Annotated in this window: 18 protein-coding genes and 1 pseudogene; 10 read left to right on the top strand and 9 right to left on the bottom strand. The window is 34.9% G+C overall.

Annotated elements, in window-relative coordinates; all coding sequences use genetic code 11:
• Positions 1-8: 8 nt before the first annotated feature.
• The gene (locus tag Ana3638_RS11735; RefSeq protein WP_161838190.1) at positions 9-509 is read right to left on the bottom strand and encodes a siphovirus Gp157 family protein; all 501 of its coding nucleotides are present in this window, start codon (positions 507-509) and stop codon (positions 9-11) included.
• Between the two features lie 264 nt (positions 510-773).
• Complete coding sequence (locus Ana3638_RS11730) at positions 774-1,034, bottom strand: hypothetical protein (protein WP_161838189.1); 261 nt, start codon at positions 1,032-1,034, stop codon at positions 774-776.
• A 99-nt stretch (positions 1,035-1,133) separates the two neighbouring features.
• Between Ana3638_RS11730 and Ana3638_RS11725 the strand changes: the two genes are divergently transcribed.
• Positions 1,134-1,304 (top strand): hypothetical protein, encoded by a 171-nt coding sequence (locus Ana3638_RS11725; RefSeq protein WP_161838188.1) that lies wholly within the window; start codon positions 1,134-1,136, stop codon positions 1,302-1,304.
• Here the strand turns inward: Ana3638_RS11725 and Ana3638_RS11720 are convergent.
• From Ana3638_RS11720 to Ana3638_RS24695, 4 genes are all read right to left on the bottom strand, one after another.
• On the bottom strand, positions 1,301-1,453 hold the full coding sequence (locus Ana3638_RS11720) for a hypothetical protein (protein ID WP_161838187.1): 153 nt from the start codon (positions 1,451-1,453) through the stop codon (positions 1,301-1,303). The two genes, Ana3638_RS11725 and Ana3638_RS11720, sit on opposite strands and share 4 nt — an antisense overlap.
• 3 nt (positions 1,454-1,456) lie before the next feature.
• Entirely contained in the window at positions 1,457-1,657 is a 201-nt protein-coding gene (locus Ana3638_RS11715; RefSeq protein WP_161838186.1) for a hypothetical protein, read from the bottom strand.
• 122 nt (positions 1,658-1,779) lie between these two features.
• Positions 1,780-1,968: a helix-turn-helix domain-containing protein gene (locus tag Ana3638_RS11710; RefSeq protein WP_161838185.1), complete on the bottom strand. Its 189-nt coding sequence runs from the start codon at positions 1,966-1,968 to the stop codon at positions 1,780-1,782.
• A 5-nt stretch (positions 1,969-1,973) separates the two neighbouring features.
• Positions 1,974-2,297 (bottom strand): helix-turn-helix domain-containing protein, encoded by a 324-nt coding sequence (locus tag Ana3638_RS24695; protein WP_202621606.1) that lies wholly within the window; start codon positions 2,295-2,297, stop codon positions 1,974-1,976.
• Between the two features lie 259 nt (positions 2,298-2,556).
• Here Ana3638_RS24695 and Ana3638_RS11700 point away from each other — a divergent pair, with 259 nt between their 5' ends.
• The 5 genes and pseudogenes from Ana3638_RS11700 to Ana3638_RS11680 all read left to right on the top strand — a co-directional run bounded on the left by Ana3638_RS11700 (position 2,557) and on the right by Ana3638_RS11680 (position 5,294).
• Positions 2,557-2,895 carry a helix-turn-helix domain-containing protein gene (locus Ana3638_RS11700; RefSeq protein ID WP_161838184.1) on the top strand — a complete coding sequence of 113 codons (339 nt, stop codon included), beginning with the start codon at positions 2,557-2,559 and terminating at the stop codon, positions 2,893-2,895.
• Between the two features lie 6 nt (positions 2,896-2,901).
• Complete coding sequence (locus tag Ana3638_RS11695; RefSeq protein ID WP_161838183.1) at positions 2,902-3,579, top strand: ImmA/IrrE family metallo-endopeptidase; 678 nt, start codon at positions 2,902-2,904, stop codon at positions 3,577-3,579.
• A 189-nt stretch (positions 3,580-3,768) separates the two neighbouring features.
• Positions 3,769-4,632, top strand: coding sequence for a tyrosine-type recombinase/integrase (locus tag Ana3638_RS11690; protein ID WP_161838182.1), 864 nt, complete (start codon positions 3,769-3,771; stop codon positions 4,630-4,632).
• A 38-nt stretch (positions 4,633-4,670) separates the two neighbouring features.
• A pseudogene (locus tag Ana3638_RS27045) lies at positions 4,671-4,883 on the top strand (hypothetical protein); the annotation flags it as partial.
• Between the two features lie 105 nt (positions 4,884-4,988).
• On the top strand, positions 4,989-5,294 hold the full coding sequence (locus Ana3638_RS11680; RefSeq protein WP_161838181.1) for a YerC/YecD family TrpR-related protein: 306 nt from the start codon (positions 4,989-4,991) through the stop codon (positions 5,292-5,294).
• 144 nt (positions 5,295-5,438) lie between these two features.
• Here Ana3638_RS11680 and Ana3638_RS11675 read toward each other — a convergent pair whose 3' ends face one another.
• Positions 5,439-6,050 carry a DUF1836 domain-containing protein gene (locus tag Ana3638_RS11675; RefSeq protein ID WP_161840532.1) on the bottom strand — a complete coding sequence of 204 codons (612 nt, stop codon included), beginning with the start codon at positions 6,048-6,050 and terminating at the stop codon, positions 5,439-5,441.
• Between the two features lie 149 nt (positions 6,051-6,199).
• Positions 6,200-6,784, bottom strand: a complete 585-nt coding sequence (locus tag Ana3638_RS11670; RefSeq protein ID WP_161838180.1) for a TetR/AcrR family transcriptional regulator — start codon at positions 6,782-6,784, stop codon at positions 6,200-6,202.
• Between the two features lie 224 nt (positions 6,785-7,008).
• Between Ana3638_RS11670 and Ana3638_RS11665 the strand changes: the two genes are divergently transcribed.
• The 4 genes from Ana3638_RS11665 to Ana3638_RS11655 all read left to right on the top strand — a co-directional run bounded on the left by Ana3638_RS11665 (position 7,009) and on the right by Ana3638_RS11655 (position 12,798).
• Positions 7,009-8,772: a PEP/pyruvate-binding domain-containing protein gene (locus Ana3638_RS11665; RefSeq protein ID WP_330587997.1), complete on the top strand. Its 1,764-nt coding sequence runs from the start codon at positions 7,009-7,011 to the stop codon at positions 8,770-8,772.
• Complete coding sequence (locus tag Ana3638_RS26235; protein WP_330587996.1) at positions 8,769-9,632, top strand: PEP-utilizing enzyme; 864 nt, start codon at positions 8,769-8,771, stop codon at positions 9,630-9,632. Before Ana3638_RS11665 ends, Ana3638_RS26235 begins: the two co-directional genes overlap by 4 nt.
• 398 nt (positions 9,633-10,030) lie before the next feature.
• The gene (gene pcrA / locus Ana3638_RS11660; RefSeq protein WP_161838179.1) at positions 10,031-12,382 is read left to right on the top strand and encodes a DNA helicase PcrA; all 2,352 of its coding nucleotides are present in this window, start codon (positions 10,031-10,033) and stop codon (positions 12,380-12,382) included.
• Positions 12,383-12,459: 77 nt separating this feature from the next.
• Positions 12,460-12,798 carry a DUF4366 domain-containing protein gene (locus Ana3638_RS11655; protein ID WP_246241025.1) on the top strand — a complete coding sequence of 113 codons (339 nt, stop codon included), beginning with the start codon at positions 12,460-12,462 and terminating at the stop codon, positions 12,796-12,798.
• 108 nt (positions 12,799-12,906) lie between these two features.
• Here the strand turns inward: Ana3638_RS11655 and Ana3638_RS11650 are convergent, their stop codons facing one another.
• Positions 12,907-13,902: an ABC transporter substrate-binding protein gene (locus tag Ana3638_RS11650; protein ID WP_161838178.1), complete on the bottom strand. Its 996-nt coding sequence runs from the start codon at positions 13,900-13,902 to the stop codon at positions 12,907-12,909.
• Between the last annotated feature and the right edge of the window lie 173 nt (positions 13,903-14,075).

The following is a 14,075-nucleotide window of genomic DNA, read 5'->3' as shown; positions in this document are numbered from 1 at the left end:
TGTACCTCCTATCGTATTCTTAGGCTTTCGCCCCGTGGCTCCAGATGCGCCCAGGTCACCTGTTGTGTTGAAAGTAACTCTCTAATCCTTTCATTGTTTGGAAGAGGATCCTGCGGAATACGATAGGCTTTCGGTAAATCCTTTACGTCCAATACATCCAGTCTTAATGGTTGTAAACCTCCATTTTTCTGTATATTGAAGCTGAATAAAGTGGTTTTAAATTTAGTTTTACCTATCTGCTTCATATTGGCTTCCAAAGTATCTTTTAATATCTGAGCCCTGTTTTCATTGGTATTTAACCTGGCGCGTAGTCTGTCAATCTCGGCCTTAATTACTTCTGCATCATATTTGAGACTTTTATATAACTTGGCATAGTTATCAGCCTTATCCTCAAATTCCCCCTCGATTGCTTCCAGGGTATCTATAATAGTCTGCTCGTCGATTTCTTCATCATAAAGCATATTTAGAACTGCATCATAGCTCTCTGTTATCTGATATAAGCTGCTCATTACTTTCCTCCTGTTCTTCCAATTCCTTTTCATGTTTCAGAAACTGGTCATAATTATCCGGGACATATTCCATTAATGCTTTACCTCCTGTTTTTGATGTGCTATAATGCACATAGGTTATTTACTACTGGGCTTTCCGATATTTGCGGTATCGGCAAGCCTTTTTTCTTTTTATTTCACACTGCGGGCATTCGTAACCGGCCTTAGGTATCTTTTGCAAAACACTGATAATCCAATATAGCCCACAAGTCTGACACTTGGCCCTCATAGTTTTTTCAGGGCTTTTATCTTTTCCCCGATTCGGGTATTCCGCATAAGTAATCTTCCGTAGTCCGATACCAAAACTAACTTTGAATCCCTCAAACAACGTATGTATCCCTGGGCTTCTCCGTGCTTGTGAAATGCCTCTTTGATTTCCGCGGGTGTTGATTCTTCAGTAACACGGTCCGCCTCTTCCTGTAATTCCGATACAGTCTTGATTATATTCTGGACGTCGGTGTCATCCACAATTACACTCCTATGCATTCCTGTTCCTCCTTTTTCTGTAATTATTTGTTATATTATGGTATAATCTCCTTACAGGCTCTGCCAAGCCGAGTACATATGAGAGAGGAGAAAATACTTATGGATGCTAATCTACACATGACCCCAACTAATACAATTTCATTTGCCAAAGAAATCACTCTTAAAGCTATTGAATTTGAGCTAATACCAAAATACTGCGATCCAAAAGATGGTGCTAAAGCTGTAACTGATTTTTACAAAACTACTTTAAAAACTATAAACAACGATTAACCTAGGTTGGCTCTGGCGGTAACTAACTCTGCTAGAGCCTTTACCATATCCGCCATTACTTGTGAATTGTCCGCAGTAGAGACATGGCATAAATTAGAATCAACCCAATCACAGATATTCTCTATAGTCTTATCTAGTTTTTCTAGCATCCCTCATTCCTCCTTTCCGATATACTTATATGTAATGACCGATACGGCCATATACGCACATCCTATCCCACCACTTACCAAAGCCTGTCTCACAGTTAGCCGGTCCAGCTCCAAAGATCCCGCTACTCCAAATACATAAAGTAGAGCCAGAAAGAATGTTATAACCAGGAATGCCTGCAGGCGTGATTTATACTTTTGCTTCATCAGTACCTCCTGTTAATAAATCAAAATATGAATGATTAAACTGGTTATTGTTCCGGATAAAGTTCCTATGAATACTGGATGGGTAATAAATTTAATTATCTGCTTCATAGGCTTGTCCCCTCCTATCCTTTATATTTTTCAGCTTCCTGCTGAAGATACTTTTTAAAATCCTCTTCATCTACTCTCCAATGACCTCGGCCTTTACCTATTTTATAAGCTGGTGATCCTTTCTTTCGAAAAAGCTCCATTGCTGTATCTATGGACTTTATTTGGAAACGTTCCATCACCTGTTCAGTAGTCAGCGCTGGCATAATTATTAATCTCCTTTCTTAGACTCCTGGCTATTTTTTATTAGCGAAATATAACATTTCACTAAATCTTTTTGATTAGGAGTAAGTAGAAAATACTCTCTAGCAATTTCAAGAGACTCTTGCGTTGGTACTTCATCGCCAGAATAAATAGTATCTAATCCAATACCGAAATAAACCGCTACCTTTTTTACTTTATCAATGCTAGGTTGAACAAATCCCCACTTATGAATGGTGCCGTTACCAAAACTGAGAATATTCTCTAACTTACTTATAGTAATATTTTTCTGGTCACATAATTTTTTTACATTATCGTATAAAATTGTATTCACCTCTTCCCTTAAGACCATAGTACTAATTTTGAAAATTTTCGCGTAAAAAATATTGACATATACGAGAAAATATTCTATTATATAAAAAGACAGAACAACAGAATTTTTTCTTGTGCATCTACATTGAAATTGCCGTTTCTTTAGTAGATTATTTAATTAACGCGATTTTTTTCTTGTTACAGCCTTATTGTACAGGATTATTTTCTTGTTGTCAAGTACTATTACGAGATTTTTTTCTTGTATCATATTGGAGGATAAAATGGATCTGCGAGATAGAATTCGCGCATTAGCAAATGAAAAGGGCATGAGCCTGCCAGACTTAGAAAATACATTAGGTTTTGGTAATGGAACCATCGTTAAATGGGATAAGTCTACCCCTAATGTAAAAAAATTAGGCGATGTCGCTGACTTTTTTGGTGTATCAATTGATTATTTAACTGGAAGAGTTGAGGGGAGAAGTGATACAGTTTCTAATGAAGACAATGTTGATAATGCATCATATGAGGATCTACTTAAGATCTATACCAGAGGAAAAAACAATCTAACACCACAAGAAAAAATGAAACTTGCCCAAATAATTTTATCAGATGAGGATTAATTAATAATGGACTATGACAAAATTAAATATGCTATATATTTAATCTATGAAAAATATGCGATTAATAGGTTGCCCTTTGATTGTATTGGTTTGCTTGAGACAATGGGGTTTTCCTGTAAGAAATATTCACATTTATCAGAATCTAAATATGAAGCCTGTTTGCGTTTAAGTGAAGATGCATGTACGTTGGGAAATGAAATATTTTACAATGATAAAAAATCAAAAAGAAGAATTAGATTTTCACTAATGCATGAACTTGGTCATCTCGCTTTAGATTCCCAAGATGAGGCTGAAGCCAATAATTTTGCCAGCACTATATTAGCTCCGTCTATGGCAGTATATTATTCAAAATTATCGAATATAAGAGAAATATCAAATATATTTAATATCTCTTTAGAATGTGCTAAGTATGCATATGAAACATGTGAAAAATGGGTATATAGCGTTAAACATTATGGAATGACTGACGTAGATTGGAAGATATATAATCATTTTTATGACGAAGAGGTAAGGAAGTTTGTCTTTAAGATTACTCCTTGTGCTTATTGTGATACACTAATTTACAACTCTAATAAACCATTATGTGAATGCTGCGATAAACCGGTATCGAATATTTCTAGGTTTGATAGGCAGAGAATTGATTTTATTAATGCAGAAAACTCATGGTTATATGGTGGAATATGAGTACATAAAAAAACCGCTCCTACTTGCAATAGGAACGGCTTAAATAGATACTACAGACTAGTGCCTATAATATCGCTCTCGGCAAGCATATTATATCATATCGGTATATTAATTCAATACCGAACATTTGCTCTAGTTTGACGAACCAGGGCAATTTTTATGCCCTTTTTAGAGAAAGGAATGTATAATATGGCTGAAAAATTAAAAAAACGAAAAGATGGCAGATATGCCAAACAGGTTACTGTTGGGTTAAAAAATGGTAAGCCAGTTAAGAAAACAGTATATGGAAAAACAATTAAGGAGGTTGAAAAGAATTACCGGGAACTAATGCTATTAATAGATAAAGGTGTTGTCCTTGATAACAGAGGTATAACGGTGAAAGAATTGCGTAAAGAATGGTATCGCATAAAAAAAGAGGGTAAAGTTAAACGGAATACAGAATGCGCTTACTCTTCTATCATGAAACGCATTGATGCTGCAATTGGCGATATGAAAGTAAAAGACGTTACAATGTATACTATTGAATCCTTATTATCAGATACGCAAAAAGAGGGCCTTTATAAGACGTCAGATTCTATACTAATTATGTTAAAAGCTATCTTCGATTATGCTATACAAAATGATATTATAGCTAGAAATCCTTGTAAAGGCCTAACAGTTAAATATGATGAAAAAACAAAACGCGTATTAACAGAAGAAGAAAAAGAGAACATTAATAACGCTTCCGGACTTAAAGATCGTGAAAAAGTATTTTTACTGTTAATGAGATATACTGGAATGCGTCGTGGTGAAATATTTTCATTAACTAGATCAGACATAGACAAAAAGCATATGTCAATCCGGATCAATAAAACTCTGATAGATAATAATGGTAAACCCTATGTGCAAGAAAACACTAAAACAGAAGCCGGAAAAAGAAATGTCCCGATACTTTTACCTTTGGCAAAACCACTTTTTGAATACATAAATTCTATCGATACAGAATATCTATTTCTTAACAGAAACGGAAATCTTATGGCTGTCAATAGTAAAATCATTTCTTTAATCAGGTAAAAAGAAAAGTTGGTTTAGGCGAAGACTTATCAACACATTGTTTCAGATATAATTTTATAAGTGAATGTTATGCTGCAGGTGTTGATGTAAAAAAGCTTCAACTATGGGTAGGACATGTTGACATTGGCACGACATTAAATATTTATACTAAATTATCAAGAGAAGTCATTAATAATGGTAATGAAATGAATTGTTTCTACGGAAGTCAAACGGAAGTCAAACCCCGAAAAACACAAAATAAAATCTCATAAACACAGACTTTAAGCCAATCCCACCTCCCAAAAATAATACTTTACTTTACGACTTTATCGTGTTAAAATTAGACTGTTAGAATATACTTATCAGGAGATGGAAATATGAGCAAAAATATCAGAACTTCTGCCGTGGACCATTTATTTGAAGCAATATTAAGTTTAAAAGATTCGGAAGAATGTTATACTTTCTTTGAAGATATTTGCACTGTAAATGAACTATTATCCTTATCCCAGCGTTTTGAAGTAGCACGCATGCTGCGTAACCATAAAACCTACTTAGAGATAGCCGAAAAAACAGGAGCTTCTACTGCAACCATCAGCAGGGTAAATCGGTCACTTAACTATGGTAAAGATGGATATGATATGGTCTTTTCGAGAATATCGGATATGAAAGATACGAATGACTAAACAGTCTTAACGACTTAACAAATGACCGCAAAATTTTTTCAAGAATAGGACATGTATGTTAAAACCCCCTCCGGTTAAGCAACCTAGAGGGGGTTTTTATATCTAATCTTTTTATCATTTTAATTAATCTTTTTATCATTTTAATTAATCTTTTTTCTTCATTTTCTTTTTGTCTAATATAGATTCATCAATCAACTTTTCTATCATCTGTTTCTTAACATAAACATCAAAACTAAGCATACATATAAAGGAAAAAGTATTAAGAAATTCTTTTTCTTCCTCGGATTCTATATTAGAAAATGTTTCTCTGGACTTATTAAACTTACGTATGACATCTTTTAACAGATTATCCATCTGGTCTTTTTCATAACTGAATACTTCTTTATAAATAGCTTCCAAACCGATGTCGGCACCTTTACCGTAATATTTTTCCGTCAGAGGATTAAAGATATGCTGGATATCGCTTATAGTCAAAATATTTTTAAAATAATAGATAAAGATTAATAACAGAATATGCTCTTTTGAGTATTTCTTTTTATTAGGCGGTGGTAACAATTCGTTTTTGGTATAATTATTAATCATGGTTTTTGTAAGAAGTTTATCTTCGCTATACCGCTTGGAAGATTTTAAATGTTCATCCATGAATGTGGTAACCTGGTCCATATATAAATCAATATTAGGAATATCATCCGGATTAATATAATCCAATTTCCTAATGCTTTCTATTAAGCTTTTTAAACAATCTTCATTACTCATATCCACTGTTATCACCTCTCACGTATATTATATAGTATTTAATACTAGATGTAAATACATTTTTATGATTGCAGTCCTTTTACCGTCCATTTATGACTGAATAATGATTTATCAGTAAGTAATGACTCATATATTCTAATCGAATAATATTATTCTTCCTTTCCCAGCAATCCATATAAGCATAGTCTTAGAATTCCCATTTTATATTTAGGATCTGTTTTAATGTAATTAGTCTGCTGCATAAAAGACACACAAGATAAGAGGAAATCAAGTATAACATCATCAGGAATCTCCTTAACAATTGCACCTTCTTTTTTCCCTTGTTCTATGAATTTCGTGTATATGGTGATTGCTTTATTATTGATTGCTTCCTTATAAATCTGTTGAAAGTTCTTATCATTCCAAGCGAATTTACTAAAGAGAGATTTTCCATAAGCATTAACAGCTTCTACCTTTTTTTCCATGATAATCTTTAATTTTTCTGAAAATGGAATTTCCTTTTGTAATATTTCATCATACCCTTCAATGATATGATCTAGGTATTTAATTAAAACTTCTTTCGCAAGCGCATTTTTATCACCAAAATAATTATAAATAGATACTTGAGATACATTTGCTTTTGCCGCTATTTCACTTATTCCAACATCGGTGATTCCCCTATTTGTAAAGAGCTCACCGGCTGCATTAATAATAGCTTCTTTTTTAGCATTCGTTCTTTTTTCATATCCGTTCATACCGATACCTGCCTTATTATTTATATCTTTCTATAGGAGCCAATTGACTCTGCTTAAACGAGCATTACGCTTTTATTTCTATGAAGCAATCTGCTTACTTTGATTATTATAGCATAGTTTTGAAATATATCAAATCATATTTCAAATCATATTGACAAAACTTATTTCTATGTATATTATGAAATATAGCATATCAAATTTCAAAACCTTTATGGAGGGATACTATGAATTCTTATGTATTAAGTTTTAAAGAAATAAAAAATAATAATCTTTCAAAAGTGGGCGGGAAAGGCTTAAACCTGGGGGAATTATCTAAAATTGCAGGAATAGAAGTACCAGATGGATTTTGTGTAACTACCGATGCTTATAAAAAAGCCATGGACAAAAATGATGAATTACATGATTTAATAGATACATTATCAAAAACAAAAGCGATAGAAAGAGGGCAGATCGTTACATTAAGTGAAAGTATCCGTAATATTATTGAACATTTTACGATACCTCTAGATGTTGAAGAAGAAATTACGAGAGCGTTATCAAAATATGAAAATAACCAAGGATTTGCAATTCGATCCAGCGCCACCGCCGAAGACCTTCCTCATGCATCTTTTGCCGGACAGCAGGATACTTACTTAAATATCATAGGAAAAAAAGATATACTTAATCATATCGTCCGCTGTTGGGCTTCCCTTTTTACTGACCGCGCTGTCACCTACCGTATACAAAATGGTTTCGATCACAGAAAAGTATTGCTCTCCGTTGTAATTCAAAAGATGATTCTATCCGAAGCTTCAGGTATAATGTTTACTGCTGATCCTATGACATCGGACCGTAAAACCTTATCCATTGATGCAGGATTCGGATTGGGTGAAGTATTGGTATCAGGTCTTGTAAATCCCGACATCTACAAAATCAGGGACGGAAAAATTACCGGTAAGACTTTAGGAACACAACAGTTTCAATTAAAACCGGATCAAAATGGAGGAGTTAAAGAGATACAATTAGGAAAAGAAATGAAACCCAATACTGTATTATCCGATTCTCAAATCTTGGCTTTGGCTTTGGCGGGCAAGAAGATTGAAGCTCATTTTGGCGCACCGCAAGATATTGAATGGTGCTTGGTTAATAATAAATTCTATATTGTACAAAGCCGTTCTATCACCACGTTATTTCCATTGCCGGAGGTCACGTCTGCCAAGGAACCGCGTGTATATATGTCAATTGGTCATACTCAGATGATGACAGATACCATAAAACCACTTGGAATGTCATTTTTTGAAATGCTCACGGATTCAGTTATGGAGAAAATCGGCGGCCGAATTTATGCTGATATTACCCATGACTTATCTTCTGCTATGGGAAAAAATCGATTGTTACTGGCATCGGGAAAACAGGATCCGTTAATACAAAATGCCCTTAAGAATTTAATTTCAGATAAGCAATTCATGGAATTACTGCCAAAAGGAAAGAGAAATATAAAAGGAGGAATTTTTACATTTTCCTCTTTCAAGGAGACTTATAAAATCTATAAGAAGAATAATCCTGCAATTATAAAGGATTTAATTCAGGAATTCGAGAATGAAATAACTGTAACAAAGGAGCATTTGGATAGCCTGACAGGAGAAGAGGTTCTAAAATTTATCAAAAATGACCGTAAAGCACTTTATGATATGGCGTATCACCCTGGGATGTTAGGTGCAATTATAGCTGCCATCCTTGTAAATGATTCCATAAATAAGAAAGTTGAAAAATGGTTGGGTATTAAAAATGCAGCTGATATTTTAACCAAGTCTTTAGACAATAATATAACGACCCAGATGGGATTGAATCTATGTGATGTCGCTGATTCCATACGGGAATATCCTGAAATATATCATTTTCTATCCGATAATCCGACGAATGACGCATTTCTTGACGATATAGCAATGCTTCCGGGTGGTATGACAGTAAGGAATGAATTTATGAAATTTTTGAGAAATTCGGCATGAGATGCCCCGGTGAAATTGATATTACAAAAGATAGATTTGCCGAAAAACCAACTCAATTAATTCCTATCATACTAAATAATATCCGGGTTTTGAAAAAAAATGAACATTATGAGAACTTTAAAAAAGGTAAAGAAGAAGCCCTTACAAAAAGTAATGAAATTATATTAAGGATAAAGAAGCTTCCGGGAGGGAAGAAAAAAGCAAAAAAAATGGAAAAAAGCATCCGTTTACTTCGTAATTTCATTGGCTGCCGTGAATATCCAAAATACTATATTGTACGCCGCTATCAATTATATAAAAATGCATTACTGCGGGAAGCAGATCATTTAGCCAAGAGGCAGATTATAAAAGAACGCGAAGATATCTTCTATTTATATTTTGATGAATTATGTGAAGGAATGAAATCAAATAAGATAAATGATAATATTATACAAAAAAGAAAAGAAGACTATATCCGGTTTGACAAATTAACACCTCCCCGAATCATGACCTCCGATGGGTTTGTTCCGCAAACCGGTTTAGCGAAGCATTCAATCCCGGATGGAGCATTATCCGGTATTCCTGTATCTTCCGGTGTAATCGAGGGCCGTGCCAGAGTTATATTAACTGTGGATGAGGCTAATATAGAAGAAGGCGATATTCTTATTACCCGGTTTACCGACCCCAGCTGGACTCCCCTTTTCGTTACAATTAAAGGATTAGTTACGGAAGTAGGAGGATTTACGACTCATGGTGCTGTGATTACAAGGGAATATGGCTTGCCTGGAGTCGTTGGTGTTGAAAATGCAACTAAGTTGATTAAAGACGGACAAAAGATTCGAGTAAACGGCACGGAGGGATATGTAGAAATCATTGATTAATATAACTAAAAATGCACTCTTAGATTTAAACAATTACTAAGACTGAGGTGATTCTATGAGTCCGGAAGAATTAGAGAGAAAAGATTAAAGCCTAAAACGGAATCCGATACCACACCGCCCGTACCTCCAATTATCTTATAATATGGTTTTGTCTTACAGTATTAAAAGATACCGGTTGTACAGTCTTTATTTTCATGTTATAATATAAACATATGTTTGCAGCTAACCGGCGGATTGTTTTGCAGTTTACCGGTTATCGTTATGAAAATTAATAAACATACTAGTTCCCATGCATAAATCACCTGCAGTTTGATGATTTATTGCCTAAAATCAGAGTTTGAAAAATATGATTTTATTTTTTCATATACATGAAATACATAAGTCAGGTGGTAATTAACATGAGCATATATGATACACTGAATAAAGAACAACGAAGAGCGGTTGAGCATGATAAAGGTCCTTTGCTTATATTGGCCGGTGCCGGCTCCGGGAAAACCAGAGTCTTAACCCACAGGATAGCCTATCTTATAGAACACAGGGACGTAAATCCATGGAACATATTGGCTTTAACCTTTACCAATAAGGCAGCTAATGAAATGCGTGAACGTGTTGATAAGATAGTTGGATACGGTTCTGAAAACATATGGGTCAGTACCTTTCATTCAACCTGCGTAAAAATTCTCAGACGCTGGATTGATCATATCGGATATGACAGAAGTTTTACCATCTATGATTCGGATGATCAAAAATCCTTAATGAGGGAAGTTTGCAAACATTTGAATATAGATACCAAAACTTTAAAGGAACGTTCTCTTTTATCCATTATCTCTTCAGCTAAGGATGAACTCCTCTCTCCGGAGGAATACGAACTCCGTGCGGTAGGAGATTATACAAAAGCGAAATACGCTGCTGTTTATAAGGAATATCAAAAAAGATTAAGATCTAATAATGCTTTGGATTTTGATGACTTAATTTTTAAAACGGTAGAGTTATTTCAAACCAGCAGAGAGGCTTTAAATTATTACCAAAATCGGTTTCATTATATTATGGTGGATGAATACCAGGATACGAATACTGCCCAGTTTAAATTGATCAGTCTTTTAGCGAATGGAATTAACGAAGATGGTTACAGGGAGCATAATCTCTGTGTTGTTGGCGATGATGACCAGTCCATTTATAAATTCCGCGGTGCCAATATCTATAATATTCTTAATTTTGAGAAAGAATATACTGATGCTATCGTTATAAAGCTGGAACAGAATTACCGTTCAACCAAACGGATTCTGGAAGCGGCAAATGAAGTGATCAGCAATAATACCGGAAGAAAAGATAAAGCTTTATGGACAGATAATGCGGAGGGTGAACCTGTGCGCTTTACACAGTTTGATCATGATTATGAAGAGGCAGACAGTATTGTAAATGAGATCGCCGGCACGGTATCATCCGGTGAAGCAGCTTATCAGGATTTTGCCATACTTTACCGTACCAATGCGCAATCCCGTGTATTTGAAGAAAAATTAATATTAAAAAATATTCCATATAAAATCATCGGAAGTATTAACTTCTACGCAAGAAAAGAAGTAAAGGATTTATTATCTTACTTAAAAACCATTGATAACGGTTTGGATAACCTGGCAGTGAAACGAATCATTAATATACCGAAACGTGGCATCGGTCTGGCATCTATTGATAAAATAGACGAGTATGCCCTGAAAAATGGTATCAGTTTTTATGAAGCGTTAAAACGGGCGGATTATATTCCTACACTTGGACGAGCTGCTGCAAAGATATCTCCTTTCGTCAGTATGATTGAAGTTTTGAAGTCCAACTTATCTTCGCCTGATTACACTCTGACTGATTTACTGGAAGAAATTTTAGATGCAACCGGTTATATCAGTAATCTGGAAGCACAGGATACGGAAGATGCAGAAGACCGCATTGAGATTATCGGTGAATTAAAAAGTAAAATTAAGACTTATGAAGAGAATGCCTTGGAACCGCCGACTTTAAGTGATTTCTTAGAGGAAGTTGCACTGGTTTCCGATATTGATAATCTGTCAGAGGATAATGACGTAGTGGTTCTTATGACATTACATTCTGCTAAAGGTCTGGAATTCCCATATGTGTATTTATGCGGTATGGAAGAAGGCATATTCCCCAGTTATATATCCATCCATGCAGATGACCCCGAAACGGAAATTGAAGAAGAACGAAGATTATGTTATGTGGGAATTACCAGAGCCATGAAACGTCTGGGGTTAAGTGCGGCATCCCAGCGTATGATACGGGGCGAGACACAGTTTAACCGTCCATCCCGGTTTGTTAATGAAATTCCCCGGTATTTATTAACCATGGAACGTAATCCCTTTAAATCTAACCCATTTAAACGTAATTCCTATATGAGTTTATCCCGTGATAAAAATGACCGCTTGCCTCCGGACAGAGTTAATCCCAGAGGAGGTGCTTCTGCTCCGAATGAAAAAGCCGTTTTCGGTTCAGGCGTTTTTAACAAATTAAATGATACGATTTTTCAAAAACCTTATGCAGCCTCCGCTCCTAAGGATTTTGAGGGCAAAAATATGGGAACCCTGGATTATGGTATTGGCGATACTGTACAGCATGTAAAATTTGGTGTTGGTATAGTAACCAATATTAATTCCGGCGGCAAGGATTATGAAGTAACGGTAGATTTTTCTAATTTTGGCATTAAAAAAATGCTGGCATCTTTTGCAAAACTAAAAAAGTTGTAGTAATTTCATGTATTTTCCTGAATTTCTATAGTAAAAAGTCTCATATCGTGGTATAATAGGATAGAACTCATTTTACGATGAAAGGATGTGTTATGATGAACAATAAACTTGAAGAATTATTAAACGCAGCTAAATTAGGTGATTTACTTCACAGTAAAAAAGCAGCAGAGGAAAAAAGAACCAACTGCGTACTTATGATATTAGCTGTAATTGGTGCAGTTGCTGCGGTAGCCGGTATTGCTTATGCAGTATATAAATACTTAACACCGGATTACCTTGAAGATTTTGAAGACGATTTTGACGATGATTTTGATGATGATTTTGATGATGAAGAAGAGAGTGCCTGCAATTGTGAATTTGGAGATAAAGCTACCAAAGCGTCCTCTTTACAAGATGAAGCCGCTCCGGAAGTATAATTGTAACGTCTTTTATAACTTTCCTTTATTTAGTAGTTTTACGGACAAGCAAATGAGCCTGCAAGGAATAACAGGCTCATTTTTATATTCTATATTCTATTTATTGATTTATTTTTTGTAAGCTTTGGCTGCAAAATCAGTTGTTACTAAATCTTTATAAGGTGCCCTGGAAGTTATAACTCCTGCTTCCTCTAAGATATCCTGTAATAAGTTAAAGCTTTCTTCTTCAAAGACCGTATTTTCTTTCCAGGTATTCTGCTCATAATATCTTGTCACAATCGTTGTAACCGTGTCAAGATCAGTTTCTTTAAATTGTGGAGCAATAACCTTTGCTATTTCTTCCGGAGTATGTGAATTAACATAATCCAATCCTTTTTGAATTGCATTGGTGAATTTCTGAATTACTTCCGGATTTTTTTCGATATAACTCTTTTTAGCGGAATATGCGGTATAAGGAACTTTGCCGCTTTCTACACCTAAGGAAGCTACTACTTTACCATTACCTTCTTTTTCAAGTGCAGTTGCACTTGGTTCGAATTCTACTGTATAATCTCCGGTTCCTGCTGCAAATGCCTGTGACGTTAAACCAAAATCAATATTCTGGACAATCGTTAAGTCCGTTTTAGGATCTATCCCATTTTTCTTAAGGATATATTCCAAGACCATCTGAGGCATACCGCCGGCTCTGCCGCCGATTACAGTTTTGCCTTTAATATTATCCCATTTAAAGTTTTCGTTTTTATCCCTGGATACTAAAAAATTTCCCGCACGCTGTGTTAGTTGGGCAAAATTAATAACATAATCTTCCTTGCCTTCATTATACACATAAATTGAGGCTTCCGAACCCATGAAACCAATATCTGCATCTCCGCTTAAAACCGCCGTCATGGTTTTGTCCGCTCCTAAGCCATTTATCAGTTCTACATCCAGACCTTCGTCTTTAAAATAACCTAATTCAATTGCTGCATATTGAGGTGCATAAAATATGGAATGTGCCACTTCATTTAATTGAACCTTTACTAAATCATTGCTTTTTTTACAGCCTGTTAGACCTAGAACTATAAAAACCATGATTAGCAGGGTAACAAATCCACTTTTTTTCATCTTGTTCCTCCTGCAAGACATCCATAAATATATAACAATATATAACTTGATATAAAAATTTGTGCATGTCCCGTAATGATTCACAGATTAAGTTTCCATGGATAATATTTAATTTTTATTACATTATTCATCAATACCAAACCGGAAGAAACACGCTTTGCGAGTTTCTTCGG

The organism is Anaerocolumna sedimenticola (assembly GCF_009931695.1).
GTDB classification, from domain to species: Bacteria; Bacillota; Clostridia; order Lachnospirales; family Lachnospiraceae; genus Anaerocolumna; species Anaerocolumna sedimenticola.
This window is presented reverse-complemented; position numbering and strand designations above follow the sequence as displayed.

Excerpts from the sequence above, each read along its gene's own strand:
- Ana3638_RS11735 (WP_161838190.1), bottom strand. The coding sequence starts at position 509 with ATGAGCAGCTTATATCAGATAACAGAGAGCTATGATGCAGTTCTAAAT.
- Ana3638_RS11730 (WP_161838189.1), bottom strand. The coding sequence starts at position 1,034 with ATGCATAGGAGTGTAATTGTGGATGACACCGACGTCCAGAATATAATC.
- Ana3638_RS11725 (WP_161838188.1), top strand. The coding sequence starts at position 1,134 with ATGGATGCTAATCTACACATGACCCCAACTAATACAATTTCATTTGCC.
- Ana3638_RS11720 (WP_161838187.1), bottom strand. The coding sequence starts at position 1,453 with ATGCTAGAAAAACTAGATAAGACTATAGAGAATATCTGTGATTGGGTT.
- Ana3638_RS11715 (WP_161838186.1), bottom strand. The coding sequence starts at position 1,657 with ATGAAGCAAAAGTATAAATCACGCCTGCAGGCATTCCTGGTTATAACA.
- Ana3638_RS11710 (WP_161838185.1), bottom strand. The coding sequence starts at position 1,968 with ATGCCAGCGCTGACTACTGAACAGGTGATGGAACGTTTCCAAATAAAG.
- Ana3638_RS11700 (WP_161838184.1), top strand. The coding sequence starts at position 2,557 with ATGGATCTGCGAGATAGAATTCGCGCATTAGCAAATGAAAAGGGCATG.
- Ana3638_RS11695 (WP_161838183.1), top strand. The coding sequence starts at position 2,902 with ATGGACTATGACAAAATTAAATATGCTATATATTTAATCTATGAAAAA.
- Ana3638_RS11690 (WP_161838182.1), top strand. The coding sequence starts at position 3,769 with ATGGCTGAAAAATTAAAAAAACGAAAAGATGGCAGATATGCCAAACAG.
- Ana3638_RS11680 (WP_161838181.1), top strand. The coding sequence starts at position 4,989 with ATGAGCAAAAATATCAGAACTTCTGCCGTGGACCATTTATTTGAAGCA.
- Ana3638_RS11675 (WP_161840532.1), bottom strand. The coding sequence starts at position 6,050 with ATGAGTAATGAAGATTGTTTAAAAAGCTTAATAGAAAGCATTAGGAAA.
- Ana3638_RS11670 (WP_161838180.1), bottom strand. The coding sequence starts at position 6,784 with ATGAACGGATATGAAAAAAGAACGAATGCTAAAAAAGAAGCTATTATT.
- Ana3638_RS11665 (WP_330587997.1), top strand. The coding sequence starts at position 7,009 with ATGAATTCTTATGTATTAAGTTTTAAAGAAATAAAAAATAATAATCTT.
- Ana3638_RS26235 (WP_330587996.1), top strand. The coding sequence starts at position 8,769 with ATGAGATGCCCCGGTGAAATTGATATTACAAAAGATAGATTTGCCGAA.
- pcrA (WP_161838179.1), top strand. The coding sequence starts at position 10,031 with ATGAGCATATATGATACACTGAATAAAGAACAACGAAGAGCGGTTGAG.
- Ana3638_RS11655 (WP_246241025.1), top strand. The coding sequence starts at position 12,460 with ATGAAAGGATGTGTTATGATGAACAATAAACTTGAAGAATTATTAAAC.
- Ana3638_RS11650 (WP_161838178.1), bottom strand. The coding sequence starts at position 13,902 with ATGAAAAAAAGTGGATTTGTTACCCTGCTAATCATGGTTTTTATAGTT.